Consider the following 24,130-nt stretch of genomic DNA (forward strand, 5'->3'; position numbering starts at 1 on the left):
GAAACGGCGCGGCCCTTTTCTCAGTCTTGAAAGGCCGCGGCCAGATGATCCGGCAGGTCGAATTCGCACAAAACCCGTGCGCGGCCCTCGGGCGACATCTTGCGGGCAGTCTTCTCAACGATGCTTTGGATTTTCTCGGCTGAGTGTTTCGCCGCAAAGGGCTGGAAATACCATTTCAGAAATACAAAGCAGATCACATCTTCCAGCGCCTGCACCTCTGCATCGCGTTTGATGCCTTGCTTGCGCAACATGCGACCCGCGGCTTCGGCCTGCTCGGCGTCATAGCCTTCTTGGGTCATCAAACTCATCACCACATCCGCGTGATGCACACCCTGCGCCTTGCGCCAGGCCAGATAACCCGCCCGGCCTTGCGGGAATTCATTGCGGGCAAGTTTCCACCGCTCCACATGTTGACCACGCGCCGCAATCTGCAAGGCGTCGGACGCGCCCGGAAACAGTCGGTCAAGCTCTGCGCTCATCCGCTCGCCGTAAAGCTGCGCTTCGGGGCGGCCATCATCGCGGTTGGGGTCATTTGCGTTGGCCGCATCGATGGCATCCAAGACCGCTTGTTTTTGCGTGTTCATCAGCTGCTCCACTGGCTTATTGGAGCCGCAAGTGCCTTATGCAGTTCCATTTTGGTATTTGCAGCAATGCTAACGACTCGGATTGGGCTGTGCACCCTCGAATATGCGCTTTGGCCGGGTCAGAGAGGGGAAATCCGACCCGGCCGGAACCTGCGCGTCACTTTGCAGGCTTAACCTTGTCCTGTGTGACCGGTTCCGTCACAGGCGACGGGAAGGTCAACGTGCGTGTCAGGTTGCTTGTGTCGATACCCAAGGCCATGGCCGGTGCGGCCAAAAAGGTGGCGGACAAGACTGCGGCAATCATCAGGGGTTTCATGGTTTTCTCCGGTTTGCGTTGTGTCGCACAATTAGAAATGAACAGTATAGTTCAGTTTTCAAGATCAATATTGAACTAATCAGTTTACTTTTTTGCATACCACTCATTCAGTTTTGAATGGCGGGTGTCATGTGGGGGATCAAAAACTCGCCACGGCCTGTGGCGCAGCGGTCTTGCGACTGCCGCGACAGACAGGTAAACGCCCCATAACGTAGATGAGGGAAGCCGATGTCGATTGACCAAAGCACCGCCGCCAAAGTGGCCAAACTTGCCCGGATCAAGGTCGAGGATGACGCGCTGCCGGCGCTGGCATCCGAGTTCAATACCATCCTTGGGTTCATCGAACAGCTGAACGAAGTGGACGTCGACGGTGTCGAGCCGATGGTCTCGGTCACGCCGATGCGGCTGAAACGCCGTAAGGACGAGGTGACCGACGGCAACCAGCAGGACAAGGTTCTGGCCAACGCGCCTGACGCCCGCGAAGGGTTCTTCGCAGTTCCCAAAGTGGTGGAGTAAGACATGAGCGATTTGAACAAACTGGGTCTGGCCGAGGCGCGCGATGCCCTGCGTTCCGGTGACGTCACATCTGTCGAGTTGACCGACGCCTGCCTGAAAGCCATTGACGAGGCAGATGCGCTGAACGCTTTTGTCCACAAGACGCCGGAAATTGCGATGGAACGCGCCAAGGCCGCGGATGAGCGTATCCAGCGTGGCGACGCACCGTCGATGTGTGGCCTGCCGATCGGTATCAAGGATCTGTTTTGCACCAAGGGTGTGCCGTCGCAGGCGGCGTCGAAAATCCTGGAAGGGTTCAAGCCGGAATACGAATCCACTGTTTCACAGCAACTGGCCGACGCAGGCGCGGTGATGCTGGGTAAACTGAACATGGACGAATTCGCCATGGGATCGTCCAACGAAACTTCGACCTATGGCAATGCGGTCAGCCCGTGGCGCCGTGGCAACGATGATGCGCATCTGACACCGGGTGGCTCCTCTGGCGGCTCTGCGTCTGCCGTGGCTGCTGATTTGTGCCTGGCGGCGACAGGTACCGACACCGGTGGCTCGATCCGCCAGCCTGCGGCCTTTGTTGGCATCACGGGCATCAAACCCACCTATGGTCGTTGCTCTCGTTGGGGCATCGTCGCCTTCGCGTCCTCGCTGGATCAGGCAGGACCAATGACCAAGAACGTACGTGATGCAGCAATCATGCTGGAAACCATGTGCGGGCATGACCCCAAGGATTCGACCAGTGCCGAACTGGCCGTCCCGAATTTCGAGGCCATGCTGACTGGTGACATCAAGGGCAAGAAGATCGGTATCCCGAAAGAGTACCGTATGGACGGCATGCCCGCCGAGATCGAAAAACTCTGGGCCGATGGCGCAGCGATGCTGAAAGCCGCGGGTGCCGAGATTGTCGATATTTCGCTTCCGCATACCAAATACGCGCTGCCCGCCTATTACGTGATTGCCCCGGCCGAGGCATCTTCGAACCTCGCCCGCTATGACGGTGTTCGCTATGGCCGCCGCGCACAGCTGGCGCAGGGCGATGGCATCACCGAGATGTACGAAAAGACCCGCGCCGAAGGCTTTGGCCCCGAGGTGCAGCGCCGCGTGATGGTCGGCACATATGTGCTGTCCGCAGGTTTCTATGATGCCTATTACAACCGCGCGCGCCGGGTCCGGACCCTGATCAAGAAAGACTTCGAAGACGTGTTTGCCGCGGGCATCGATGCCATTCTGACACCGGCAACCCCTTCGGCGGCGTTCGGTCTGGGGGAAATGACCGAGGCGGACCCTGTTCAGATGTATTTGAACGACGTCTTTACGGTTACCGTGAACCTCGCGGGCTTGCCCGGTATCTCGGTCCCCGCAGGCCTGGATGCACAAGGTCTTCCATTGGGGTTGCAGCTGATCGGGCGCCCGTGGGAAGAAGGTGACTTGCTCAACACCGCTTATGCGCTGGAAAACGCAGCCGGATTTGTGGCCAAGCCCGGCAAATGGTGGTAAGCCTTCGGGAAAGTGGATTACCAAAAACGGAGCCAAACAATGCGTGTTTTGCTTTTGGTCCCGGCCCTGACACTGGCTGCGGCCTGCACCAATGTCGCGCCGTTGACCAGCACGGGTTTCAACACGCCTGAATATCAGGCGCGGCGCGAGGCTCAATTGGCCGGGCAGGGTGGAGCGGTCAATCCGCTGCTGGCTCCGGTCGATGTTTCCCAGCAACCACTGGGCGCGTCAGGAGCATCAACCTTTGCAACGGGTGAGAATGCGGACATCGCCAACCAGACTGCCGCAGCGTTGGCCAGCACGTCTGGGCAATCCGCGGTCCCCGCGTCGCCGGCTTCCGGCTCCAGCAGCAGTGCGATCTCTGACGAGCAGGACTTCGCGGCCGTATCCGAGAGGCGCAGCATCCAATCCGATGCCGCGCGGATTGAACAAAACCGCCAGACCTACGAAGTTGTCGCACCAACCGCCGTGCCTGAGCGCACAGCGAGCGGCCAGCCGAATATCGTACAATATGCGCTAAGCACCTCCAATCCGGTGGGCACGCAACTCTACAGCCGCTCTGGTTTCAATCTGCAAGCCAAGGCACAGCGGAACTGTGCGCAATTCCCGTCACCGGATCAGGCTCAGATCGAATTCCTGTCCAACGGCGGTCCGCAACGTGACCGCAAGGGTCTGGACCCGGACGGCGACGGCTATGCCTGTGGCTGGGACCCCAGCCCGTTCCGCAGTGCCGTTAACAACTGACGCCCTGACGCCGATCTGGCATCCGTCTCCGAATTTCGGCAAGCGCCGGGGCGGGTTGGTGCCATTCTTGATCGTGATCCACTATACGGCCATGGACAGTGCACTGGCGGCTCTGGATCGCCTGTGCGACCCGGCTTCCGAGGTTTCGGCTCATTACCTGATCGGCAATGACGGCACCCTTTGGCAAATGGTGCGGGAAGAAGATCGCGCCTGGCATGCCGGGGCAGGGGAATGGGGCGGCAAGGACGACATCAACTCGCGCTCGGTTGGGATCGAACTGGATAACACCGGCAAACATCCGTTCTCGCAGCCGCAAATGGCAGTGCTGGAACAGCTGTTGCCCCTGATCATGACCCGCTGGTCCATTACGCCGTCCGGGGTCATCGGACATTCCGACATGGCGCCCGGGCGCAAATCCGACCCTGGGCCGCGCTTCGACTGGAACAGGCTCGAAAGGCAAGCGCTGGCCAAACCGCGCGGCACAGGAGTTGATCCGATGTCACCTGATGCAGAAGCATTTCGCGCCTCTGCTCGGATGGCAGGTTTCACCGCCCCCGTGGACGATGCAAAACTGCTGGCCGCTGTCCGATTGCGATTTCGACCCTGGGCGAAAGGTCCGCTGGACATGGCGGATATGAATGCGCTCACCCCGTCGGACACAACAACCTGATCCGCTCTTCATCTGGCCAAAAATATCCCGGGGTTGAATTGGCCGCAGGCCAAGAAGGGGCTGGCCCCTTCTCTGATCCGTCAGCTCTTGACGCCGCAGACCACAAAGCCTACCCAGCCCAGGCGCGGAGGGCCGGATGGCCGCTGGGGCGTACGCCCGAGAGGAAAGTCCGGACTCCACAAGACAACGGTGCCGGGTAACGCCCGGGCGGGGCAACCCGACGGAAAGCGCCACAGAAATCAGACCGCCCAGGGCCTCGGCCCCGGGTAAGGGTGAAACGGTGGGGTAAGAGCCCACCGCGCCGCTGGCAACAGTGGCGGCACGGCAAGCCCCACCGGGAGCAATGCCAAATAGGGTCCCCACGCGGGCCGGTCGGCGCAAGCCGATACCGCCGCTAAGTGCGTCTTGGCCGAGAGGGACCGGGTTGGCAGCTTGAGCCGTGCAGCAATGCACGGCCTAGAGGAATGGTCATCGAAGGGGGCAACCCCGGAACAAGATCCGGCTTACAGGCCCTCCGCGCGTATCCTCTTATCCTCCGGGCGGCGTGTACGTCCCCGTCAACCTTGCGGCTTTCTCAGTGACCGAAACGAACTCGTCCGCGGTCCAGGCGCGAACCGTTTCTATGTTCGTGACCGCACCCGATGCCGCGACTGCCATGCCGACCGCCACAGCATCTGTTCCGTCTGGCGCTTCGCTGATCACAACCACGTCATTGCTGCCGGTTGTCATGTAGAAGGACAACAGTCGACCGCCGACTTTCTCCAGCAGTGCTTTCACCGGGCCGGTGCGGTTCTCGGGCTTTTGCAACATGCCTTTGACGCCAGCCTGCGAGTAAGTCGCATAGGTAATGAAAATGGGCATTGGAACCTCCGTATTAACGAAAATTACAGGGCCTTTCAGTCAGCCGACCCCGAAGGCTGTCACGTGTCAAATGTCAAAAATCAACGGTGCCACGAAAAACCAAAGACCTGTGCCGATCAGTGCCACACCTGACACTGGCACCAACCACCTGGTCCTGGGTAGAAGCTTTTCCAGTGCCACGTAAGCGGCGATACCGACAATCCAATAGAGGTTCATTATCCCCCCGATGAATAGCAGCAACATCAGAGCCCAGCAGCACCCAAGGCAATGTGTGCCGTGCAAGGCTCCGGTTCTGAGCGCGCCGAAGGGGCCGGGCCGGTTGTGACCGGCCAGAAACCTTGCGGGGCTTTGGCAGTAACGAAGACACGCGTTCTTAAAACTCGAAAACTGGTAAAACCCGGCAGCCAGCAGAACACATCCCGCGAAGAGGCCGGAGCGGATTGTCATCATCGGCCCGTTCGACAGCCCGATATGTTCCAACTCCCACTGCATTGCCGTTGCAGCCAGGCTGAACGCACCCCAGGTCACCAGATAGCCCAACAGGAAACACAGGCTGAACTTTGCCGCACGGTCTTTCTCAGGACCCATTCGCTTTGTTGCGGCAAACAAAAGCACGGCTGGCGCGGCACTTGGGGTCATCATGGCAATCATCATGATCCACCACATCAGGAAGATGAGCAGGGTGTAACCGAAGCTCCAGACGGTTGCGGAACCCATCTGCATGGGCTCTCCAACCGGGCCTGCCATGCGGGTCATTTCGACCGCAGACATATTCATCCCGACGCCGGCAACTGTGTACCAAGTGGCTGCAAGAATGATCAGAAGGACGCTGCCCAACACGATTGCATTGTCCTGCCTCAACAGCCGCTCAATCGCCCCGGCAGGGGCTGTGTCACTCTGTCTGGTCATGAGAGGGTCTCCGGTTACGCGCCCAGAACACCGTGACCGGAGAGGTTCAGATGTGCGAGATGAGCGTGCGTGGCGTCAAAGGTAAGACTGATCTCACCACCCGTTGTTTTGGCCGACCCCGAGGCAGCCTCGGCGTGGCGGTACTCAAAGCCGTTCGGCAACTGGATCGATGCCCTGTGCGCAGCGCCCGATACGATATGAGGAATCGGGCTGACCTCGACGTCGAAGACCCCTTGAACCCTGGCATAGCCACTGCGATCATCGCGGTTCCAGTTCAATTCGATCGGTACAAAAAGCGTTTCATGTTTCGTCGGTGCCATCGCACTGTAAACGTACCACATGGTCGCCATTTCATCGGTGTCTTCGCCGGTCATGATGGCCTGCAATGCTGCGCGCTGTTCGGCTGTAGCACTTTCGTCAATGATCAGTTGCATCTGACCATTGCCTTCGTGGATCGGTCCCGGCCAGTGATAAACACCTGCTGCCCGCAAACCTGCCAGATCAGTATCGCCATAATGTCCGATTTCGATGTCGAAAACGACCACTGCCTCGCAATTGCCATGAGATGGAAGAACGCTGAATTGGCAGGGGCAACCGAAATTGCAATTACAATTGGCCAGTTCTTCGCCCTGAATAACCCACTCTGTCATGATAGCCCCCCAAGAAAAGCTGCGTAAAACAACACTGCTCCGCGCGGGCATTACCTGTTTACACTGCCTTGGCCGTCGAGCCTGAAGTCGGCCTCTTGGACGTATCAGTCGCGGTAAACCTATCACGATATCGTGATATGTACAAACTTAGTCACTGCCGTCCGGTCCTCACCGGCTTGGAAATTCAGTCCAGAATCCCGTGGGGGTTGAACGTGGTATTCGCCTTTGCATTCCTCTGATAGAATTGGGGCATATTTTGAAAAACCGGGAGGATTGTCATGAGCTTTATGAAGACACTTGCGTCCGTTGCAGTTGGTTTCGCAGCCGCGAAGGGGCTGGAAAAATACCAGAAAATGGGCGGAATGGCTGGCCTGCAGGACATGATGCAAGGCGCAGGCGGTGGCCTTGGCATGGATCAGCTCGGCAAGATGGCCGAACAGTTCGGCCTTCCCGGAGGTGCGACAGGCCTTCAGGATATGATGGGCAAGATGGGGTTGGGTGGCAGTACCGCCGGTGCCGCCGGTCTTGGCGGGCTTTTGAATGCGATGCAGGGGGCAGCCAGAACTGGCAGCCAGCAAACTACCGACATGATGGAGACTGTGTTTGGCGGAACACCAGCCGGGGCTGCGATGGAAGCTCAGGCCAAGCTTATGTTGCGGGCAATGATCCAGGCGGCCAAGGCAGACGGCGAGTTGGATGAACACGAGAAAGAAACGATCCTGGGTGAACTGGGCGATGACATCAGCGACGAAGAACGCGCATTTGTGCAGGAACAACTGAACGCACCCGTCGACGTAATGGGTCTGGCAGCTGATTCTGGGGCGCCTCTCAGAACGCAGATTTATGCGACTTCTCTGGCGGCAATACGGTTGGACAATGATCGTGAGGCCGCATATTTGCGGCAATTGTCCACTGCGCTGGGCCTTTCGGACGGTGAAAGAGACCAGATTCACAACTATATGGGCGCACCAACGTTACCGGGTTGAACCTGTGCCCGATTCCTGGGCTGGGATCGTCCGATTGGCCTTGACATGCACGGCGTAGCGCGTAAAAGCGCACGCTCATAGGAATTCAACCGAAAGGCCCCTGCCTTTCCGGACGCAGGAGATAACCATGGCGAAGCCGACGACAATCAAGATCCGTCTGAACTCGACCGCGGGCACGGGCCACTTCTACGTGACCAAAAAGAACGCACGCACCATGACCGAGAAAATGACCATTCGTAAATACGATCCGGTCGTTCGGAAGCATGTCGAGTACAAGGAAGGCAAGATCAAGTAATCTTTCCGTTCCATTTGGACTTTCCCAAAAAGGCTCTGCCAAGCAGAGCCTTTTTTCGTGCTGAATTCCGGTGGATGGTTGCCAGAAACGTCAACATACCCTTCTGGGGCCGTTGCAGGAGCGCATCAGCCACCGATGCAATCGCATGGCCTGTGGCTTGCTTTTTGTGCCGACCTGCAAGTACGCTTGAGCAAACCGCCACAAAATGTTGACCGCCATGAAAAAAATCTTGTTATCCACAATAGCCGTTCTGACTTTGGCGGCCTGTGAAGACCCGTTCAACCGCAAAGGTGTCGGGTTTACCGGAATCGATGGCGAACCCCGCACGATTTCCGACGTTCCCGGAGCCGTCGCTTTTCTGCCGCCCGAAACGAACGTCCCTGCCGAACTGGCAGAGCTTCAGACCGTCACTCTCTTGGTTGATGAAGTGGATCCATCCAAGGTGGCGTCCGTTGCCATCGACAATGGCGGGCAGACGCCGGGCAATGCGGTCCAGCTACAGGGCAGCGATACGAATCTGTTCTTGAGCACCGTCAGTGTCAACGGAACCTTGTATGGTGTCCTTCGTACGCCGACGAACAGCGTTAAGGTCGACAACTCGGTCGGCGTTGGTTTTGCGCAAGAGGCCGAGCGATTCACCGGGTGTCTACCTGCCGGCGATGTGTTCCGCAAAGGCACGTCCGAGCGTAGTTCGGGCTTTGCAGTACCGTTGAACTGTAGCTAAGTCTTATACCTTCTGATGTATCAAGCCCTCGCCGATCTAGCGGGGGCTTTTTCTTGACCGGGTGCGCGTACATCGCTGCCTTTTCCGGTAGAACTTGTGTGCCGGACAAGCTCTATCACCAGTTGGTTCAAAACGAAAAAAAGGCCGGTCTGATGACCGGCCTTTTCCCATACCAATGGTATGCAATTACTCGCGGTTGCCCAGGAATTGCAGCAGGAACATGAACAGGTTGATGAAGTCCAGGTACAGTTTCAATGCACCCATGATAGCGGCCTTGCCCAGCCATTCCTGATCGCCACTATGGGCCATTTGCAGGTATGTGGTCTTGATGTTCTGGGTGTCGTAGGCGGTCAGGCCCGCGAAGATCAGAACGCCGATGGCCGAGATTGCAAAGGCAACCGCCGAAGACGCCAGAAAGATGTTCACAACCATCGCGACGATCAGGCCGATCAGGCCCATCATCAGGAAAGTGCCCATGGCGGACAAGTCTTTCTTGGTTGTGTAACCGTACAGGGACAGGCCCGCGAACGCGATTGCGGTGATCAGGAAGACCTGGATGACCGACTCACCGGTGAAAACAAGGAAGATCCAGCTGATCGAAATGCCCATCACCGCAGCAAAAACGTAGAACACCAGCTGTGCGGCGGCTGCCGACATGCGGTTGATCCCGGCGCTGAAGCCGAAAACAAACAGCAAAGGTGCAAACATGATGACCCAGCGCAGGGGCGACGCGTAAATGCTATAGCCCAGCGATGTCAGATAGGTATCGGCATTCAACTGTGCCGCCGCGGCTGACGGATCGCTTGTGGTTGCCAGGCCCGCGATGGCCCAGGCTGCTGCGAACGTAATCAGCATGCCGACGGACATAGTGCCGTAGACTTTGTTCATATGGGCGCGCAGGCCCTCATCAATCTCGGCAGCGCGCGCGCCGGCCGCCGTCCGGATCGTGTCGAATTGTGCCATCAAAGGGTCTCCCTTTACATAATTATTCAGCCCCCCTGCTATGAGGGAAGCGTTCTAGGCAAATATCGGCAACTCAGGGCTGTGTTTCAAGTATTTACCGCGGAAAACGTACTAATTTACGCAACAAAAGTGGCGATCCGCAACACGTGACCGCCACTCATGAACTAAAGATATGTATTTGCATCATTTCTGCCAGAATTCCGGCGCGTCCCAGACGAAACGTCTGGCTTCGGCATCAGCCTCTGATCTAGAGACTCCGATGTCCTGAAGGGCGCGATCATCAAGTCGCGCCAGCCGACGGCGTTGACGCTTCAGGGAAACAGCACGCCTGATGATAGTGCCGAGCGATTGCTTCTTGGGATTGCAATGGTGACGAATGGCAATTTGGGTCATATTTATTGTCCTTTCGTGCATTCTCGATGGTTTATCTCGTCTTCATCAATTTCCTTGATTGATATGGGGGAGTATGACATATTTTTAAAACGAATATTTTTGATGAAACACATAAGGAATCGTGAAGATGCGGAATCTGGACATCACAACCCTTCGGTCATTTGTTGCGGTGGCGGATCAGGGTGGGGTGACTCGCGCTGCCGGATTTCTGCATCTGACGCAATCTGCGGTCTCGATGCAGTTGAAACGGCTGGAAGAGTTGCTTGGCCTTCAGTTGTTGGACCGCAGTGGCAGAACGATTGCCCTGACCGCGTCTGGCGAGCAACTGCTGGCCTATGCGCGCCGTATGATCGCATTGAATGATGAGGTCATCTCGAAACTGACCGATCAGGCCTTTGAGGGTGAGGTGGTATTGGGGGTTCCTCACGACATAGTTTACCCGGCCATCCCACGGGTCCTGCAACGGTTCAACGCGGATTTCCCACGGGTCCGAGTTCAGTTGGTCTCGTCTTATTCCTTGCAGTTGAAAGACATGTACAAACGCGGCGAATGTGACGTGATCCTGACCACGGAACCGTCGTCGGTGGACGGTGCGGAAACCATTGCAGAGCTGCCCTTGCGCTGGATAGGTGCGCCGGGTGGATCGGCCTGGCGCAAGCGTCCGCTGCCTTTGGCACTTGGACGTCGCTGCTTGTTTCGACCACAGGTGATCTCTGCGCTGGATGCAGCCGGTATTCCCTGGGAACTGTCGGTGGAAACTGAAAACGACCGCACAATCGAGGCCACAGTCAGTGCTGATCTGGCAGTGTATGCGGCACTGGAAGGTACCGAAGCCGCACATCTTGAACAGATCGAAAGCGGGGGTGCGTTACCGGACCTGCCTGCGCATATGATCAACCTGTATGGTGGCGAACCGGGTCGAGACGCGGTTGTCGAAGCGCTGGCACAATTGGTACGTCAGAACTTCCGCCTTCTTGGGGGGACGCAGCTGCGTGCCGTAGTAGGCTGATTGTGGTCAGGGGGTGATCACGATTTTGCCTGTCGATTTCCGCTCTTTCAGCAACCGCATGCCCTGCGCGACCTCATCAAGAGGCAAGACGTGGCTAATGTGCGGATTGATACGGCCTTCGGCGTGCCAGCGGAAAAGAGTGTCAAAACTTTCCCGCACGGCTTCTGGCCGGAATTTCAGATACCCGCCAATGTAAAAACCGATAACGGTCAGATTCTTGACCAGCAGATGATTGGCAGGGATTTGCGGAACATCGCCGCCGGCAAATCCGATGGGCAGTAGGCGGCCTTCGGGATTGGTGGCGCGGAAGGCCGCCTTGAACACATCGCCGCCGATTGCATCATAGACGACATCCGCGCCGCCAAGCGATCTGACCCGATCCCTTAGATCCTCTGAGGTATCAATCAGGTGGTCGGCCCCCGCCGCACGGGCAACGGCCAGCTTTTCAGGGCCGCGGGCCTGTGCGATGACGGTGGCGCCCATGAGCTTGCCGATCTCAACCGCGGTCAGCCCAACGCCGCCTGCTGCGCCGGTTACCAGAAGTGTCTCGCCGGGTTGCAGCCTGGCGCGGTGGTCAAGGGCCATGTGACTGGTACCATAAGCAATCTGGATCGCGGCGGCATCTTCGAAACGGGTCGTGTCAGGCAACGGGATCGCGCGATCGGCGTCGAAAACGCCATACTCTGCCAGCCCGCCCTGACCAGAATAGACGGCGATCCGATCACCCGGTTTCAGGGTGGGCACACCTGGACCGATGGCATCCACGACACCGGCTATTTCCATTCCCAAAGTAAACGGCGCAGGCGGTGTATCCTGATACGTTCCTTTCTGCATCAACAGATCAGCGAAATTCAAACCGCAGGCTTTGATCGCCACCCGCACCTGACCCTCACCCGGCTCGGGTTTCGGTACATCGCACAGCTGGGCAACTGCCCCCTCGGATCGAATACAAAAGGCCTTCATGTGGCTCCTCACGTGTTTCGGGCATTGGCACGTCGGCTGTACAAGATGTCAATTCCTTATGCGCGGCGTCCTGAAACGACTGAAAATCTGTCGCATGTCCAACCGGGGCAAGCGAAAAGCGCACAGGGCTTTTGACACATACAACCACAGCCCTTGTGAGGGGGGATCGACTCAACCAGCTTGAAAAAAAATTCAAAACGGGCAATATAGACTATCAGTGCTGGTAACGGGGGACGGCACAGTCCGGATTAGGGGGCGGTTAAGGAAGCCCCTGTTGGTATTGCGATCTCGGACGTCGCTCGATCCCGTACAAATGTGTGTGTAGTAGAGGAGAATACCAATGACTCATCACGTCGATGTCCATGTGGGCAAACGCGTTCGGCATCGCCGCTGGCTGATTGGGATGACCCAGCAACAATTGGCGCAGCAAGTTGGTATCAAGTTTCAGCAAATCCAGAAATATGAGACCGGAGCCAACCGAATCAGCGCGTCCCGCCTGTGGGACATTGCCGAGGCTTTGGACGTACCGGTAAGCTTCTTCTTCGAAGGTCTGGAAGAAGCCGAGAAAAGCAGCTCGGACAAGAAATCTGTTCCAGCTGATCTGATGGGCGATAAAGAAGCCCTGGATCTTGTACGCTCTTACTACGCAATTCCGGAAAACCAGCGCCGCCGCCTGTTTGAACTTGCACGTGTCCTCAGCGACGTCGCCTGATCAGACCGGCTTGACTTTGTCAGGTAATGCCCGCACCAGAGTGCCATGCATCCGGCGAGTTTAAGCGACATTGAAATTGCAGAAGAAATGGCCGAAGCGGCACGCGCGGCCATTCTTCCTTTTTTTCGTCAGACCAATCTGGAAACTGCGAACAAGCTGACCGAAGGGTTTGACCCCGTCACCGCGGCGGATCGGGCCGCCGAAAAAGCCATGCGAGAGGTGCTGTCCCGGTTGCGCCCCGAAGATGGCGTGTTGGGCGAAGAATACGGTGCGCATAAGGGCAGCAGTGGCCGAACCTGGGTTTTGGACCCCATCGACGGCACGCGCGGGTTTATCAGTGGCACACCAACCTGGGGCGTTCTGATCGCGCTCAGCACAGCAGACGGGCCGATCATGGGAGTGATTGATCAGCCCTATATTGGCGAACGCTTTGTCGGATCGACAGCTGGTGCGCACCTTACAGGGCCACTGGGGACCAGTAAGCTGCAAACCCGGGGGACGAAATCTCTGGCGCAGGCGACGCTGTTCACCACTTTTCCTGAAGTCGGCACCCCGGATGACCGGGCCGGGTTTCAGGCCGTATCGGAACAGGTGCAACTGACCCGATATGGAATGGACTGCTACGCTTATGCCTTGTTGGCCGCTGGGCAGGCAGATCTGGTGATCGAAGCAGGGCTGAACTCGTATGACATTCAGGCGCCTATCGCGGTTATTCAGGCGGCAGGCGGAATTGTGACCGATTGGCAAGGTGGCCCGGCGCATGAGGGCGGTAGGGCATTGGCCGCAGCCAACGCAGAGATTCATGCAGAGGCCCTTCAGATCCTGCGTCGGTTCTGAAATCTGTTGTCGCAGATCCCGATGACGGGTACATAATACACGGTCGGTTCTTAAGCCCGTTTTCCGCCGACCTTCGCACTCCTTGCAAGAGACGGGCAGATGCAGGAGCGCGACATGACAGAAATCCTACTCAAAAACGCTGACCTGATCCTGACGATGGACGAGTCCCGGCAGGAACTCCCCGGGGCTGACATTCTGATCCGCGACGGCCAGATTGCGGGGATCGGGTACGGATTGCAGACACAAGGCGAGGTTCACGATGTTTCGGGCTGTCTGGTGACACCCGGACTGGTGAACACTCATCACCATCTTTACCAAACGTTGACCCGCGCGGTGCCGGGCGGGCAGGACGCATTGCTGTTTGGGTGGCTTCAAACACTTTATCCGATTTGGGCGAAGTTCGGACCAGACGAGATGTTCACCTCGGCCCAGATCGGTTTGGCAGAGCTGGCGCTGTCAGGCTGTACGCTCAGTTCCGATCACCTGTACCTCTACCCCAATGGATCGCGGCTGGAGGACACGATTGCTGCCGCATCCGAGTTGGGGATGCGATTTCACCCGACACGTGGCGCGATGAGCATCGGTGAAAGCGATGGCGGCCTGCCTCCGGACAGCCTGGTGGAAGAAGAAACTGCTATTCTGGACGACATGATCCGCGTCGTGGATGCTTTTCACGATCCGTCCGAAGGGTCGATGTGCCGCGTAGGTCTGGCCCCGTGTTCACCGTTCTCGGTCAGCCGGGACCTGATGCGAGATGCCGCCCTTCTGGCACGGGACAAAGGCGTGATGTTGCATACACATCTGGCTGAAAACGATGAAGATATCGCCTATTCACAGGCTCAGTTCGGCTGTCGGCCCGGTCAGTACGCCGAAGATCTGGGTTGGATCGGCCCGGATGTGTGGCACGCTCATTGCGTCAAGCTGGACGGGGCCGAGATTGACTTGTTTTCGCGTACGAAAACCGGTGTCGCTCATTGCCCATGTTCGAACTGCCGTCTGGGATCAGGCATCGCGCCGGTGCGGGCGATGCGCGATGCGGGGGTAAAGGTCGGCCTCGGCGCTGATGGCTCGGCCAGTAACGACAACGGTAATCTGATGCTTGAGGCCCGGCAGGCACTGCTGTTGCAGCGGGTGGTTAATGGGGCAGATGCGATGTCGGCCCGCGAAGCATTTGAGATTGCAACACGTGGCGGGGCCGATGTGCTGGGGCGTCCTGATTGCGGGCGGCTTATGCCGGGAAAACGCGCGGATGTCGCTGTCTGGGATATGCGCAGTATCGAATGCGCAGGCAGTTGGGACCCGGCAGCACTGCTTCTGGCCGGTCCGATGCAGGTAAAGCACCTGTTTGTAGAAGGCCGCCAGATCGTGCGGGATAGGCATATCACGACGATTGACCTGCCCCGCGTGATTGAGCGTCAAAACAGTCTTGCCAAGGCGTTGCAGGCCTAAGCGGCCTTCCGCCCACCGATCCAGACCTCGGCCACAGCCCGATCATCACCCATCATGATGGTCGGGAAGATTGCCTCCCAAACATCGTTTGCACAAGCCTCGCGCTGGGCGATGGCCGGGGTCGAGGCGAGATCAATCACGACCAGATCCGCCTCCATTCCCGGAGCAATGTTGCCGATGCAATCATCCATCCGCAGGCTGCGCGCCGACCCGACTGTACCCAGCCACAGCAATTGCGCCGGATGCAGGGGGCGCCCGCGCAACTGACCGATTTCATAAGCGGCAGCCATGGTGCGCAGCATTGAAAAGCTTGATCCGCCACCGGTGTCGGTGGCCAGACCGATCCGGTGGCCATCGTGGATCAAGCCGTTCATGTCGAACAGACCCGACCCTATGAAGGTGTTCGAGGTGGGGCAGTGGATCAGTGACGCATCAACCTCGCGCAGACGATCGCGTTCCCGGTCTTCCAGATGGATGACATGCCCATAAAGTCCGTTCTGCCCCAGCAGCCCGAACTTTTCGTAAGTGTCCAGATAGTCCCGGGCATCGGGGAACAGGGAGCGGACCCACTCGATTTCGTCTGTCTGCTCGCTCAGGTGTGTTTGCATCAGGCAATGGGGATGTTCCGCCCAAAGCGCGCCCATGGCCTCAAGCTGTTCTGGGGTGGACGTGGGCGAAAACCGGGGCGTGATGGCATAGGACAGGCGGTCGACACGGTGCCATTTCTCCAGCAGCGCGGCAGATTGGTCATAGGCTGTCTGGGCCGTGTCCCGAAGGCCTTCAGGCGCATTGCGGTCCATACAGGTCTTGCCCGCGACCACGCGCTGTCCCCGTTGCTGCGCGGCAGTGAAAAAGGCATCCACGCTTTCGGGGTGGATGGTGCAAAAACTGCACATCGTCGTGGTGCCATGGGCGGCAGTCAGATCCAGATAACGGTTGGCGATTTCAGAGGCGTATTCAGGATCACCAAACTTCATCTCTTCGGGGAAGGTGTAGGTGTTCAGCCAGTCGATCAACCGCTTCCCCCAACTGGCGATCATGGCCGTCTGCGGGTAGTGCACATGCGGGTCAACGAAACCCGCAATGATCAGGTGATTGCCATAGTCCTTGATGACGGCATCAGGGTGACGCCGCATCAGCGCATCATACGCACCGACATCGGCAACGCGTCCATTGTCAATCACGACCGCTTCGTCCAGCTGGGTCGCTTCTGTTGGCTCTCCGTCAAAGGGTGAGCCTGTGAAACTCAGAACGCGCCCTTTCAAAAGCGTCTTTTGCGCCATTTGCCCTGTTCTCCACCTGTTTGGGACCGCGCTGTAGCATAGGCAGACGAAAGAAGTGGGTAAATCGGCGCATTGTCATTGTTTTCTGGTAGCTGCTTCTTCTATTTAGGGGCCAATCGCCGAAAGAAGGGGGCAGCGCATGACGACAGGCAATAACCAAGCCGAACACGATCTGCCCCAGGACGAAGACGCGTATGCGCTGGATCGCCGGACCGTGGCGGCGATCCTTTATGCGGTTGATGTGGATGATCGCGACAAGCTGATTGAGCTGATGGAGCCGCTGCACGCGGCCGATATCGCTGACCTTTTGGAGCAGATCAATCCTTATGACCGGGCCCGGCTGATCCGGCTTTATGATAAGGAATTTGACGGCGACATCCTGTCTGAACTGGATGAATCGGTTCGCGAGGAAATCATCGCCGTTCTGACCCCCGAGGTTCTGGCGGAAGCCGTGCGCGAGATGGAAAGCGACGACGTCGTTGACCTTCTGGAAGATCTTGAGGAACCGCAGCAGGAAGCCATTCTGGGTGCGCTCGAAGATTCCGAGCGGCTAGCAGCGCAACAGGCGCTTGCTTACCCCGAGAGTTCTGCTGGTCGTTTGATGCAGCGTGAGGTCGTCATGGCCCCCGAGCATTGGACCGTCGGTCAGGCCATCGACTTCATGCGTGCCAATGACGATCTGCCCGAGCAGTTCTATCATGTTGTTCTGGTCGACCCGCGCCTGAAACCAACAGCGCAGGTGACATTGGGCAAGCTGATGGCGTCCCGTCGTGAAGTGCCTTTGCGCGATCTGGCGGAAGAGGAGTTTCACATCATCCCCGTTGATCAGGACGAGGAGGATGTGGCTTATGCCTTCAACCAGTATCACCTGATCTCGGCCCCCGTGGTCGATGCCGACGGGCGTCTGGTTGGTGTGATCACCATCGACGACGCGATGGTTGTTCTGGATGAAGAGCACGAAGAAGACATCCTGCGCCTTGCCGGTGTGAGCGACGAAAGCTCGCTGTCCGACAGTGTGGCGGCCACCAGTCGGCGACGGTTGCCCTGGCTGGCGGTAAACCTGTGCACGGCAATCTGTGCTTCGTTGGTGATCTCACAATTTGCGGCGGCAATTGACCAGCTTGTCGCGCTGGCCATCCTGATGCCGATTGTTGCATCCATGGGGGGCAATGCGGGAACGCAGTCGCTGACCGTTGCAGTGCGCGCACTGGCGACGCGCGACCTGACCAACTCAAACGTGATGCGCGTTATCAGGCGGGAACTGCTGGTGGGCATGTTGAACGGGCTCTGTTTTGCCATTGTACTGGGGACCGTGGGAATGCTGTGGTTCGGTTCACCTTGGCTGGGTGTCGTGATTGGGTCAGCCTTGGTCGTGAACATGATCATCGCGGGCTTTGCAGGTACGGTAGTACCGGTAGTGCTGGATCGTCTGGGAATTGACCCGGCGCTGGCGTCAGGAACCTTTGTGACAACCACAACCGATGTCATGGGGTTCTTCATCTTTCTTGGGCTTGCCAGTGTGGTGCTATTGTGACCGATCTGACTAAAATCAAAGCAGCTGCACGCAAAGCGGCATTTGCGCGCCGCAAGGTCGCGTTCGACACGCGTGTTCCCGGTGCGGCCGGACGTTTGTCCGAGGTTCTGGCGGGTTATCGCGGCGTGCCCTTGTCAGGCTACATGCCAATCCGAACCGAGATCGACCCGGTGTCTGCCATGGCTGAAGCTGCGGCTTATGGACCTGTCGGTGTTCCCGTGATACAAGCCGCTGGAAAACCACTGAAATTTTCGCGCTGGACGCCAGAAGGACCGCTGAAAGATGGCCCATTCGGTGCCAGAGTGCCCGAGGTCGATGATTATTTCGACCCCGAAATCCTGATTGTGCCGCTGGTGGCTTTTGATGCCCACGGCGGGCGTTTGGGATATGGTGGTGGATTTTATGACCGCACGCTGGAAGGATTGCGATGCAAGCGCGCGACACTGGCAATCGGTTTCGCTTTTGACGCGCAAGAGGCGCAGAAACTGCCGCTGGAGCCGACCGATCAGCCGCTGGACATGGTTATCACCGAAAGCCGGGTGCTGACGTTCTAAGCCTCATTGCTGAAAGTGGCTGCGTAAATAGTCCCAGGCATCCACCTCGGTACCGTCTTTCAGGATGCAGATACCAAAGACGCTTCCGTCTTCGTTCTTCCGAAGTTGGTAAACTCCATCATTCTCGACGCAAAAGGTTGCCGCGGGATTGGGCATGGATGTCTTTGTGCCTTGCGCCATAACACCCGAAGCGACCACAAGGCCGAATGTCAGTATTGCCAATAGCTTCACAACATGTCCTTTTGATTTAAGCGCATGGCTAAGACTTTGCCACGCCTGCATGCAATTTCAAGTTCGGGCTCAACTTAAATTTCACGGTTCCGCCTTGTTATTGCCCAGCACAGCACCTACGACCCGGATCATGAGGATTTTGTTTCTTGGTGATGTCATGGGGCGCGCGGGGCGCGCGGCCGTTCAGCAACATTTGCCGCGCCTGCGCGACGAATGGCGGCTGGATTTCGTTGTGGTCAATGGCGAAAACGCGTCGAACGGCATGGGGTTGAGCGGCGATCACGCCAAGCTGCTGCTGGATGCCGGGGCAGATTGCCTGACATTGGGCGACCATGCGTTCGACCAGAAAGACATGCTGCAATATATCGAGAAAGAACAGCGCATCGTGCGCCCGGTGAACTATGCAAAGGGTGCGCCGGGGCGCGGGCACCGGCTGTTTAACGCACCCGGCGGGCGCAAAGTTCTGGTGGTGCAGGTGTTGGGGCAGGTCTTTATGAAACGGCCATTCGACGACCCGTTCTCGGCCATTGAACCTATCCTGAAGTCGCACCCACGGGGTGGACAGGCACAGGCCATCATCGTCGATATGCATTGCGAGGCGACGTCTGAGAAGATGGCCATGGGTCATTATTGCGACAAGCGCGCCAGCCTTGTGGTGGGAACACATACCCATATACCGACAGCGGATTCGCAGATTCTGCCAGGTGGCACAGCCTATCTGACGGATGCGGGCATGTGCGGCGACTATGACTCGGTCATTGGTATGGACAAGCAGGAACCGATGCGCCGGTTCATAACCGGGATGCCCAAGACCCGGTTTACCCCTGCCAATGGCGAGGCCACGCTGAGCGGAGTTTTCGTCGAAACGGATGATCGCGACGGCCAGGCCAAATCTGTTCGCATGGTGCGCGTTGGTGGACGTTTGGAACAAGCCGGGCCTGATTGACGAACGTCAGGCTTGCCCTGCCACGCGCAATGCGTGAAACTGCATGTCATCAGGCGCTTGGGCCAGGGTTCGGACAGAATACCACGAATGAATTTCCTTTCACTGACAGAGACGGGCAGCGCAATTCTGGCGCTGCTGATTGTTGCGAGCATGTTCGTCATGTTCCTGCGCGAGGTTTATCCGGCCGAGGTCGTGGCCATCGGTGGTGTCTCACTGATGCTGGTCACAGGGATCCTGCCCTATCAAAGCGCGCTGGCGGTCCTGTCCAATCCCGCGCCCTGGACGATTGGGGCAATGTTCATCATCATGGGGGCCTTGGTGCGGACCGGGGCCTTGGACGCCTTTACGTCGACCGCGCAAAGGCAGGCGCAGGTCAACCCGCGTATTGCCATCGGATTGCTGATGGGATTTGTCGTGCTGGCCTCGGCTTTTGTGTCGAACACGCCCGTTGTTGTGGTCATGATCCCGGTTTTTGTTCAAATCGCCCGCACGCTGAACGTACCCGCGTCAAAGCTGCTAATTCCACTCAGTTATGCCGCCATTCTTGGCGGGACACTGACACTGATCGGAACGTCCACCAACCTGCTTGTGGATGGTGTGGCCCGCGCGCAGGGGATGAAAGCTTTTTCGATATTCGAGGTCACGCCGCTGGGGATTGCACTGGTGATCTACGGCATGATCTATCTGCGTTTCATCGCCCCCAGATTGTTGCCCGAGCGGGATAGCATGGCCTCGCTGCTCAGCGATCGGTCCAGAATGAAGTTTTTCACCGAAGCGGTCATTCCGCCCGACAGCAACCTGATCGGGCGTGAAGTGACCGGCGTTCAGTTGTTCAAACGCCCCGGCGTGCGTCTGATCGACGTGGTCCGGGGCGATGAATCGCTGCGGCGCAATCTGAAGGGCGTTGAATTGCAGGTCGGTGACCGCGTGGTTCTGCGCACCGAGATGACCGAACTTCTGAGCCTTCAGAGCAACAAAGAGCTGAAGCGTGTGGATCAGGTTTCCGCTGTCGAGACCAAGACCGTCGAGGTGCTGATCACACCCGGATGCCGTTTGGTGGGTCGGACCCTTGGAATGATGCGACTTCGGCGTCGGTATGGTGTCTATGTGCTGGCCGTTCACCGTCGCAATCAGAATATCGGTCGCCAGTTGGATGATCTGGTGGTTCGGGTAGGGGATACATTACTGCTGGAGGGCGCCCCGGCAGATATCCAGCGCCTTGCGGCGGACATGGACATGGTGGATGTCAGCCAACCTTCTGCACGCGCCTTCCGTCGCAGCCATGCGCCAATTGCAATTGGCGCGCTGGTCGGGATCGTCGTCCTTGCAGCGCTGGGTGTCGCGCCGATCCTGCTGTTGTCGATTGTGGCCGTAGCCGTGGTTCTTCTGACCCGCTGCATCGACGCGGACGAGGCGTTCTCCTTTGTCGAAGGTCGCCTGTTGGCGCTGATCTTCGCGATGCTCGCCATCGGTGCGTCACTGGACAGCTCTGGTGCGGTTTCACTGATTGTCGAGGCCGTGGCACCGGGACTAAGCGCTTTGCCGCCCTTCCTGATCATCTGGGCGATCTATCTGCTGACTTCGGTGCTGACCGAACTGGTTTCCAATAATGCGGTCGCAGTTGTGGTCACGCCTATAGCCATCGGGCTGGCCCAGGCCGTCGGAATGGACCCGCGCCCGTTGGTAGTTGCGGTTATGGTGGCAGCTTCGGCATCCTTTGCAACACCGATCGGGTACCAAACCAACATGATGGTCTACGGCCCTGGCGGCTACAGGTTCACCGATTTCATGAAGGTGGGTGTTCCGCTTAACCTGACGGTCGGATTGTTGGCATCCCTTCTTATTCCATTGATCTGGCCTTTGTGATTTCGGCGCAGAATCGCCACTTTGGCGAAGCACATCTTGCAAAGACCCAAGGGCACACGATCTTTTGCGAAGAGGGTTTGCAAAAGGATTTGACCGATGCAGCATTTGGGTCGCGCAATATGGGCGGGTGCAGCAACTTGGGCAGCTTTAAGCAGTGTCGCTATTGCCGGTATTGTTGAAGGGACCGCAACGTACCGAGAGCGCATTGCACTGCCACCGGACGCAACCCTTTATGTTGAGCTTCAGGATATCTCGCTGGCCGATGCCCCCGCTGTCACTCTTGCCGCGCAACGGTATGCGCTGAGCGGGGTGCCCGCGCAGTTCAAATTGACCTATGACGACGCGCTGATCATCGATGCTCATCGCTATGGCGTGCGGGCTTCAGTGATGCAGGGGCAAAACTTGCTGTTCACCACAGATACTGTGTACCCGGTTCTGACGAATGGGGCAGAGAATGCCGCCGATCTGCTGTTGGTTCAGGTCCAGGGGCAGGGGGCGGCAACGCTGGACAATACCCAATGGACCGCCTCGGGCCTGAATGGTGCGCCTATCGAGACCGAAAAACGCCCTGAGCTTGTCTTTGATCAGGATGGCGTCTTTTCAGGCAGCAGCGGCTGCAACCGGTTCAGTGGTCGGGCCGAGATCTCCGGTAATCGTATTGCGTTTCCTGACAACATGGCGGCAACACTCATGGCGTGCCCGCCCCCGTTGGACGCGGTCGAGCGGCAATTCCTGCAAGCCTTGCAAAACGTCACGACCTTCGCGATGCAGGGCAACGCTCTGGCTCTGCTGGATGCGCAGGGCCAGCCGGTGATCAAACTGATGCGCAAGTAACCGGGAAAGTGCGTCAGGCGACAGCCCTTGAACGCCCGGCATTGCGACCGGAAAAGATGCAGCCGCCCAGGAATGTACCCTCCAGCGCGTTGTAGCCGTGATAACCGCCGCCGCCGAATCCGGCGACTTCACCAGCAGCGAACAGGCCCGGCACGACATTGCCGTCTGATCCAATCATCTGACTGTCCAGATTGGTCTGCAATCCACCCAGGGATTTGCGTGTCAGGATATGCAGCTTGACGGCAATCAGCGGGCCGTTGGCCGGATCCAGAAACTTATGCGGTTTGGCTGTGCGGATCAGTTTATCTCCGCGATAATTGCGCGCGGCAAGGATCGCCATCATCTGCGCGTCTTTCGAAAAGGGGTTGTCGACCTGCAAATCCCGGGCTTCGATCTGGGCACGCAGATGAGCCTCGTCTATCGGAGTGTCGCCCAGATGGTTCATGCCGTTGACCAGTTCAGTCAGCGTGTTGGCAACAACAAAATCCTCACCCTTTTCCTTGAACGCCTCAACCGGGGCGGTTGCGCTGGAACCTGACAGAATGCGTTGGCGGATTACCTCTTTCCAGCTGCCCGAAGTGAAGTCGGGGTTTTGTTCCGACCCGGACAGCGCAAATTCCTTTTTGATCACCTTCTGGGTCAGAACGAACCAGCTGTATTCATATCCGGTTTTCAGGATCTCACGCAGAGTTCCCAAAGTGTCGAACCCCGGCAGACAGGGCGGTGCCAGGCGGTTGCCCCTGGCGTCAAACCACATTGAACTTGGGCCGGGCAGGATACGAATGCCGTGGGCGGGCCAGATCGGGTCCCAGTTGCGCACGCCTTCGGTGTAGTGCCACATCCGATCACCATTGATGACATGGCCGCCCGCCTTTTCGCTGATTGCGATCATGCGGCCATCGACGTGAAAGGGCACCCCTGCAACCATATCTTTGGGCGGCTCACCCAAACGGTCCCGGGGCCAGTTTTGACGCACCATGTCAAAATTGCCACCAATACCGCCGGAGGTGACGATGATCGACGGGGCATAAACTTCGAACTCGCCAACCTCATCGCGGTTGGTTTTGTTACCGCGCTGGGCGGTGTCATCGGCCAGAATTTCTCCGGAAACACCTTTGGCGGTTCCGTTCTGCATGATGATATGGCTGACTTGGTGGCGGAACTTCATCTGGATCAATCCGGCGCTGACATGGTCGCGGACGCGTCGGATAAACTGTTCCAGAACGCCGGGGCCGGTGCCCCATGTGATATGAAAGCGCGGGACCGAGTTGCCATGCCCCGTCGCATAAGACCCGCCACGTTCGGCCCAGCCAACGACCGGAAACCAGCGCAGGCCCATTTCGTGCAGCCATGGCCGCATTTCACCAGCGGCAAACTCGATATAGGCTTCGGCCCATTTGCGGGGCCATGCGTCTTCGCCACGGTCAAATTGCGCGCTGCCCATCCAGTCGCGCAGCGCCAATTCGTGGCTGTCGCGTATACCCATGCGGCGCTGTTCGGGTGTGTCGACCATGAACAGGCCTCCAAGGCTCCAGAACGCCTGACCGCCCAAAAAGGTTTCGGGTTCCTGATCGACAATGATCACCTTCTTGCCCCGGTCGCCCAGTTCCGCCGCAGCTGCCAGCCCGGCCAACCCGGAACCGACGATAGTCGCATCTGCAGTATTGTTTGTCATGAACACTCCTTTCAGCGGCGGCGGAACAAAGCGGTGAACGGCAGATCCAGGGCAGGCAACATGATGCCACAGACGGCCGAAAGCAGGGTCAGCGAAACAGGGCGGCCGGCAATGGCAACCTGATGATCCGCAATC

At 58.1% G+C, this 24,130-nt stretch carries 27 protein-coding genes and 1 other RNA gene; 17 read left to right on the forward strand and 11 right to left on the reverse strand.

The window, feature by feature from the left end:
• Window positions 1-20 precede the first annotated feature (20 nt).
• Together ACR0AM_RS04155 and ACR0AM_RS04160 are read right to left on the reverse strand one after the other, a co-directional pair.
• Entirely contained in the window at window positions 21-584 is a 564-nt protein-coding gene (locus tag ACR0AM_RS04155; protein WP_480622201.1) for a DUF4202 domain-containing protein, read from the reverse strand.
• Between the two features lie 157 nt (window positions 585-741).
• Entirely contained in the window at window positions 742-900 is a 159-nt protein-coding gene (locus ACR0AM_RS04160; RefSeq protein ID WP_209504628.1) for a hypothetical protein, read from the reverse strand.
• Between the two features lie 228 nt (window positions 901-1,128).
• Here ACR0AM_RS04160 and gatC point away from each other — a divergent pair, with 228 nt between their 5' ends.
• From gatC to rnpB, 5 genes are all read left to right on the forward strand, one after another.
• On the forward strand, window positions 1,129-1,416 hold the full coding sequence (gene gatC, locus ACR0AM_RS04165) for an Asp-tRNA(Asn)/Glu-tRNA(Gln) amidotransferase subunit GatC (RefSeq protein WP_209504627.1): 288 nt from the start codon (window positions 1,129-1,131) through the stop codon (window positions 1,414-1,416).
• A 3-nt stretch (window positions 1,417-1,419) separates the two neighbouring features.
• Complete coding sequence (gene gatA, locus ACR0AM_RS04170; RefSeq protein ID WP_480475755.1) at window positions 1,420-2,907, forward strand: Asp-tRNA(Asn)/Glu-tRNA(Gln) amidotransferase subunit GatA; 1,488 nt, start codon at window positions 1,420-1,422, stop codon at window positions 2,905-2,907.
• Window positions 2,908-2,946: 39 nt separating this feature from the next.
• Window positions 2,947-3,651: a hypothetical protein gene (locus ACR0AM_RS04175; protein ID WP_480475757.1), complete on the forward strand. Its 705-nt coding sequence runs from the start codon at window positions 2,947-2,949 to the stop codon at window positions 3,649-3,651.
• Window positions 3,608-4,321, forward strand: a complete 714-nt coding sequence (locus ACR0AM_RS04180; RefSeq protein WP_480622202.1) for an N-acetylmuramoyl-L-alanine amidase — start codon at window positions 3,608-3,610, stop codon at window positions 4,319-4,321. Before ACR0AM_RS04175 ends, ACR0AM_RS04180 begins: the two co-directional genes overlap by 44 nt.
• A gap of 124 nt (window positions 4,322-4,445) precedes the next feature.
• An RNA gene (rnpB, locus tag ACR0AM_RS04185) (RNase P RNA component class A) lies at window positions 4,446-4,843 on the forward strand.
• A 6-nt stretch (window positions 4,844-4,849) separates the two neighbouring features.
• On the opposite strand, the gene ACR0AM_RS04190 is transcribed toward rnpB, so the two are convergent.
• The 3 genes from ACR0AM_RS04190 to ACR0AM_RS04200 all read right to left on the reverse strand — a co-directional run bounded on the left by ACR0AM_RS04190 (window position 4,850) and on the right by ACR0AM_RS04200 (window position 6,741).
• A complete protein-coding gene (locus ACR0AM_RS04190; RefSeq protein WP_480475761.1) occupies window positions 4,850-5,182 on the reverse strand; it encodes a GYD domain-containing protein in 333 nt (110 codons plus the stop codon).
• A gap of 66 nt (window positions 5,183-5,248) precedes the next feature.
• Window positions 5,249-6,091 carry a DUF2182 domain-containing protein gene (locus ACR0AM_RS04195; protein WP_480622203.1) on the reverse strand — a complete coding sequence of 281 codons (843 nt, stop codon included), beginning with the start codon at window positions 6,089-6,091 and terminating at the stop codon, window positions 5,249-5,251.
• Window positions 6,092-6,105: 14 nt separating this feature from the next.
• Complete coding sequence (locus ACR0AM_RS04200; RefSeq protein ID WP_480622204.1) at window positions 6,106-6,741, reverse strand: DUF1326 domain-containing protein; 636 nt, start codon at window positions 6,739-6,741, stop codon at window positions 6,106-6,108.
• Window positions 6,742-7,019: 278 nt separating this feature from the next.
• Between ACR0AM_RS04200 and ACR0AM_RS04205 the strand changes: the two genes are divergently transcribed.
• From ACR0AM_RS04205 to ACR0AM_RS04215, 3 genes are all read left to right on the forward strand, one after another.
• Entirely contained in the window at window positions 7,020-7,727 is a 708-nt protein-coding gene (locus tag ACR0AM_RS04205; RefSeq protein WP_480475767.1) for a DUF533 domain-containing protein, read from the forward strand.
• A 127-nt stretch (window positions 7,728-7,854) separates the two neighbouring features.
• Entirely contained in the window at window positions 7,855-8,022 is a 168-nt protein-coding gene (rpmG, locus tag ACR0AM_RS04210) for a 50S ribosomal protein L33 (RefSeq protein WP_037309480.1), read from the forward strand.
• Between the two features lie 217 nt (window positions 8,023-8,239).
• Window positions 8,240-8,746 carry a hypothetical protein gene (locus tag ACR0AM_RS04215; RefSeq protein WP_480475769.1) on the forward strand — a complete coding sequence of 169 codons (507 nt, stop codon included), beginning with the start codon at window positions 8,240-8,242 and terminating at the stop codon, window positions 8,744-8,746.
• Window positions 8,747-8,932: 186 nt separating this feature from the next.
• On the opposite strand, the gene ACR0AM_RS04220 is transcribed toward ACR0AM_RS04215, so the two are convergent.
• Window positions 8,933-9,709 carry a Bax inhibitor-1/YccA family protein gene (locus ACR0AM_RS04220; RefSeq protein ID WP_480475771.1) on the reverse strand — a complete coding sequence of 259 codons (777 nt, stop codon included), beginning with the start codon at window positions 9,707-9,709 and terminating at the stop codon, window positions 8,933-8,935.
• A 183-nt stretch (window positions 9,710-9,892) separates the two neighbouring features.
• Complete coding sequence (locus tag ACR0AM_RS04225) at window positions 9,893-10,102, reverse strand: YjiS-like domain-containing protein (protein ID WP_480622205.1); 210 nt, start codon at window positions 10,100-10,102, stop codon at window positions 9,893-9,895.
• A gap of 127 nt (window positions 10,103-10,229) precedes the next feature.
• Between ACR0AM_RS04225 and ACR0AM_RS04230 the strand changes: the two genes are divergently transcribed.
• Window positions 10,230-11,111, forward strand: coding sequence for a LysR family transcriptional regulator (locus ACR0AM_RS04230; RefSeq protein WP_480475775.1), 882 nt, complete (start codon window positions 10,230-10,232; stop codon window positions 11,109-11,111).
• Between the two features lie 6 nt (window positions 11,112-11,117).
• Here the strand turns inward: ACR0AM_RS04230 and ACR0AM_RS04235 are convergent, their stop codons facing one another.
• Window positions 11,118-12,074: an NADPH:quinone oxidoreductase family protein gene (locus tag ACR0AM_RS04235; RefSeq protein ID WP_480475777.1), complete on the reverse strand. Its 957-nt coding sequence runs from the start codon at window positions 12,072-12,074 to the stop codon at window positions 11,118-11,120.
• A gap of 340 nt (window positions 12,075-12,414) precedes the next feature.
• Here ACR0AM_RS04235 and ACR0AM_RS04240 point away from each other — a divergent pair, with 340 nt between their 5' ends.
• The 3 genes from ACR0AM_RS04240 (at window position 12,415) to ACR0AM_RS04250 (ending at window position 15,072) form a co-directional block, all read left to right on the forward strand.
• On the forward strand, window positions 12,415-12,786 hold the full coding sequence (locus ACR0AM_RS04240; RefSeq protein ID WP_480475779.1) for a helix-turn-helix domain-containing protein: 372 nt from the start codon (window positions 12,415-12,417) through the stop codon (window positions 12,784-12,786).
• 45 nt (window positions 12,787-12,831) lie between these two features.
• Window positions 12,832-13,623 (forward strand): histidinol-phosphatase, encoded by a 792-nt coding sequence (gene hisN, locus ACR0AM_RS04245; protein WP_480554032.1) that lies wholly within the window; start codon window positions 12,832-12,834, stop codon window positions 13,621-13,623.
• A gap of 114 nt (window positions 13,624-13,737) precedes the next feature.
• The gene (locus tag ACR0AM_RS04250) at window positions 13,738-15,072 is read left to right on the forward strand and encodes an 8-oxoguanine deaminase (RefSeq protein WP_480622206.1); all 1,335 of its coding nucleotides are present in this window, start codon (window positions 13,738-13,740) and stop codon (window positions 15,070-15,072) included.
• On the opposite strand, the gene guaD is transcribed toward ACR0AM_RS04250, so the two are convergent.
• Window positions 15,069-16,355, reverse strand: coding sequence for a guanine deaminase (guaD, locus tag ACR0AM_RS04255; RefSeq protein ID WP_480622207.1), 1,287 nt, complete (start codon window positions 16,353-16,355; stop codon window positions 15,069-15,071). The genes ACR0AM_RS04250 and guaD overlap by 4 nt on opposite strands.
• Before the next feature lie 139 nt (window positions 16,356-16,494).
• Here guaD and mgtE point away from each other — a divergent pair, with 139 nt between their 5' ends.
• Both mgtE and ACR0AM_RS04265 read left to right on the forward strand, forming a co-directional pair.
• Window positions 16,495-17,889, forward strand: coding sequence for a magnesium transporter (gene mgtE, locus ACR0AM_RS04260; RefSeq protein ID WP_480475787.1), 1,395 nt, complete (start codon window positions 16,495-16,497; stop codon window positions 17,887-17,889).
• Window positions 17,886-18,443: a 5-formyltetrahydrofolate cyclo-ligase gene (locus tag ACR0AM_RS04265; RefSeq protein WP_480622208.1), complete on the forward strand. Its 558-nt coding sequence runs from the start codon at window positions 17,886-17,888 to the stop codon at window positions 18,441-18,443. Before mgtE ends, ACR0AM_RS04265 begins: the two co-directional genes overlap by 4 nt.
• Window positions 18,444-18,446: 3 nt before the next feature.
• Here ACR0AM_RS04265 and ACR0AM_RS04270 read toward each other — a convergent pair whose 3' ends face one another.
• Window positions 18,447-18,674 carry a putative hemolysin gene (locus ACR0AM_RS04270; RefSeq protein WP_480475791.1) on the reverse strand — a complete coding sequence of 76 codons (228 nt, stop codon included), beginning with the start codon at window positions 18,672-18,674 and terminating at the stop codon, window positions 18,447-18,449.
• 130 nt (window positions 18,675-18,804) lie between these two features.
• Between ACR0AM_RS04270 and ACR0AM_RS04275 the strand changes: the two genes are divergently transcribed.
• The 3 genes from ACR0AM_RS04275 to ACR0AM_RS04285 all read left to right on the forward strand — a co-directional run bounded on the left by ACR0AM_RS04275 (window position 18,805) and on the right by ACR0AM_RS04285 (window position 22,320).
• Window positions 18,805-19,620 carry a TIGR00282 family metallophosphoesterase gene (locus ACR0AM_RS04275; RefSeq protein WP_480622209.1) on the forward strand — a complete coding sequence of 272 codons (816 nt, stop codon included), beginning with the start codon at window positions 18,805-18,807 and terminating at the stop codon, window positions 19,618-19,620.
• Window positions 19,621-19,707: 87 nt separating this feature from the next.
• Complete coding sequence (locus tag ACR0AM_RS04280; RefSeq protein ID WP_480493752.1) at window positions 19,708-21,486, forward strand: SLC13 family permease; 1,779 nt, start codon at window positions 19,708-19,710, stop codon at window positions 21,484-21,486.
• 96 nt (window positions 21,487-21,582) lie between these two features.
• Window positions 21,583-22,320: a YbaY family lipoprotein gene (locus tag ACR0AM_RS04285; RefSeq protein WP_480554036.1), complete on the forward strand. Its 738-nt coding sequence runs from the start codon at window positions 21,583-21,585 to the stop codon at window positions 22,318-22,320.
• Window positions 22,321-22,333: 13 nt separating this feature from the next.
• Here the strand turns inward: ACR0AM_RS04285 and ACR0AM_RS04290 are convergent, their stop codons facing one another.
• Window positions 22,334-23,995 (reverse strand): FAD-binding dehydrogenase, encoded by a 1,662-nt coding sequence (locus ACR0AM_RS04290; RefSeq protein ID WP_480622210.1) that lies wholly within the window; start codon window positions 23,993-23,995, stop codon window positions 22,334-22,336.
• Window positions 23,996-24,130: the final 135 nt, after the last annotated feature.

It is taken from the genome of Ruegeria sp. AD9 (genome assembly GCF_056542305.1).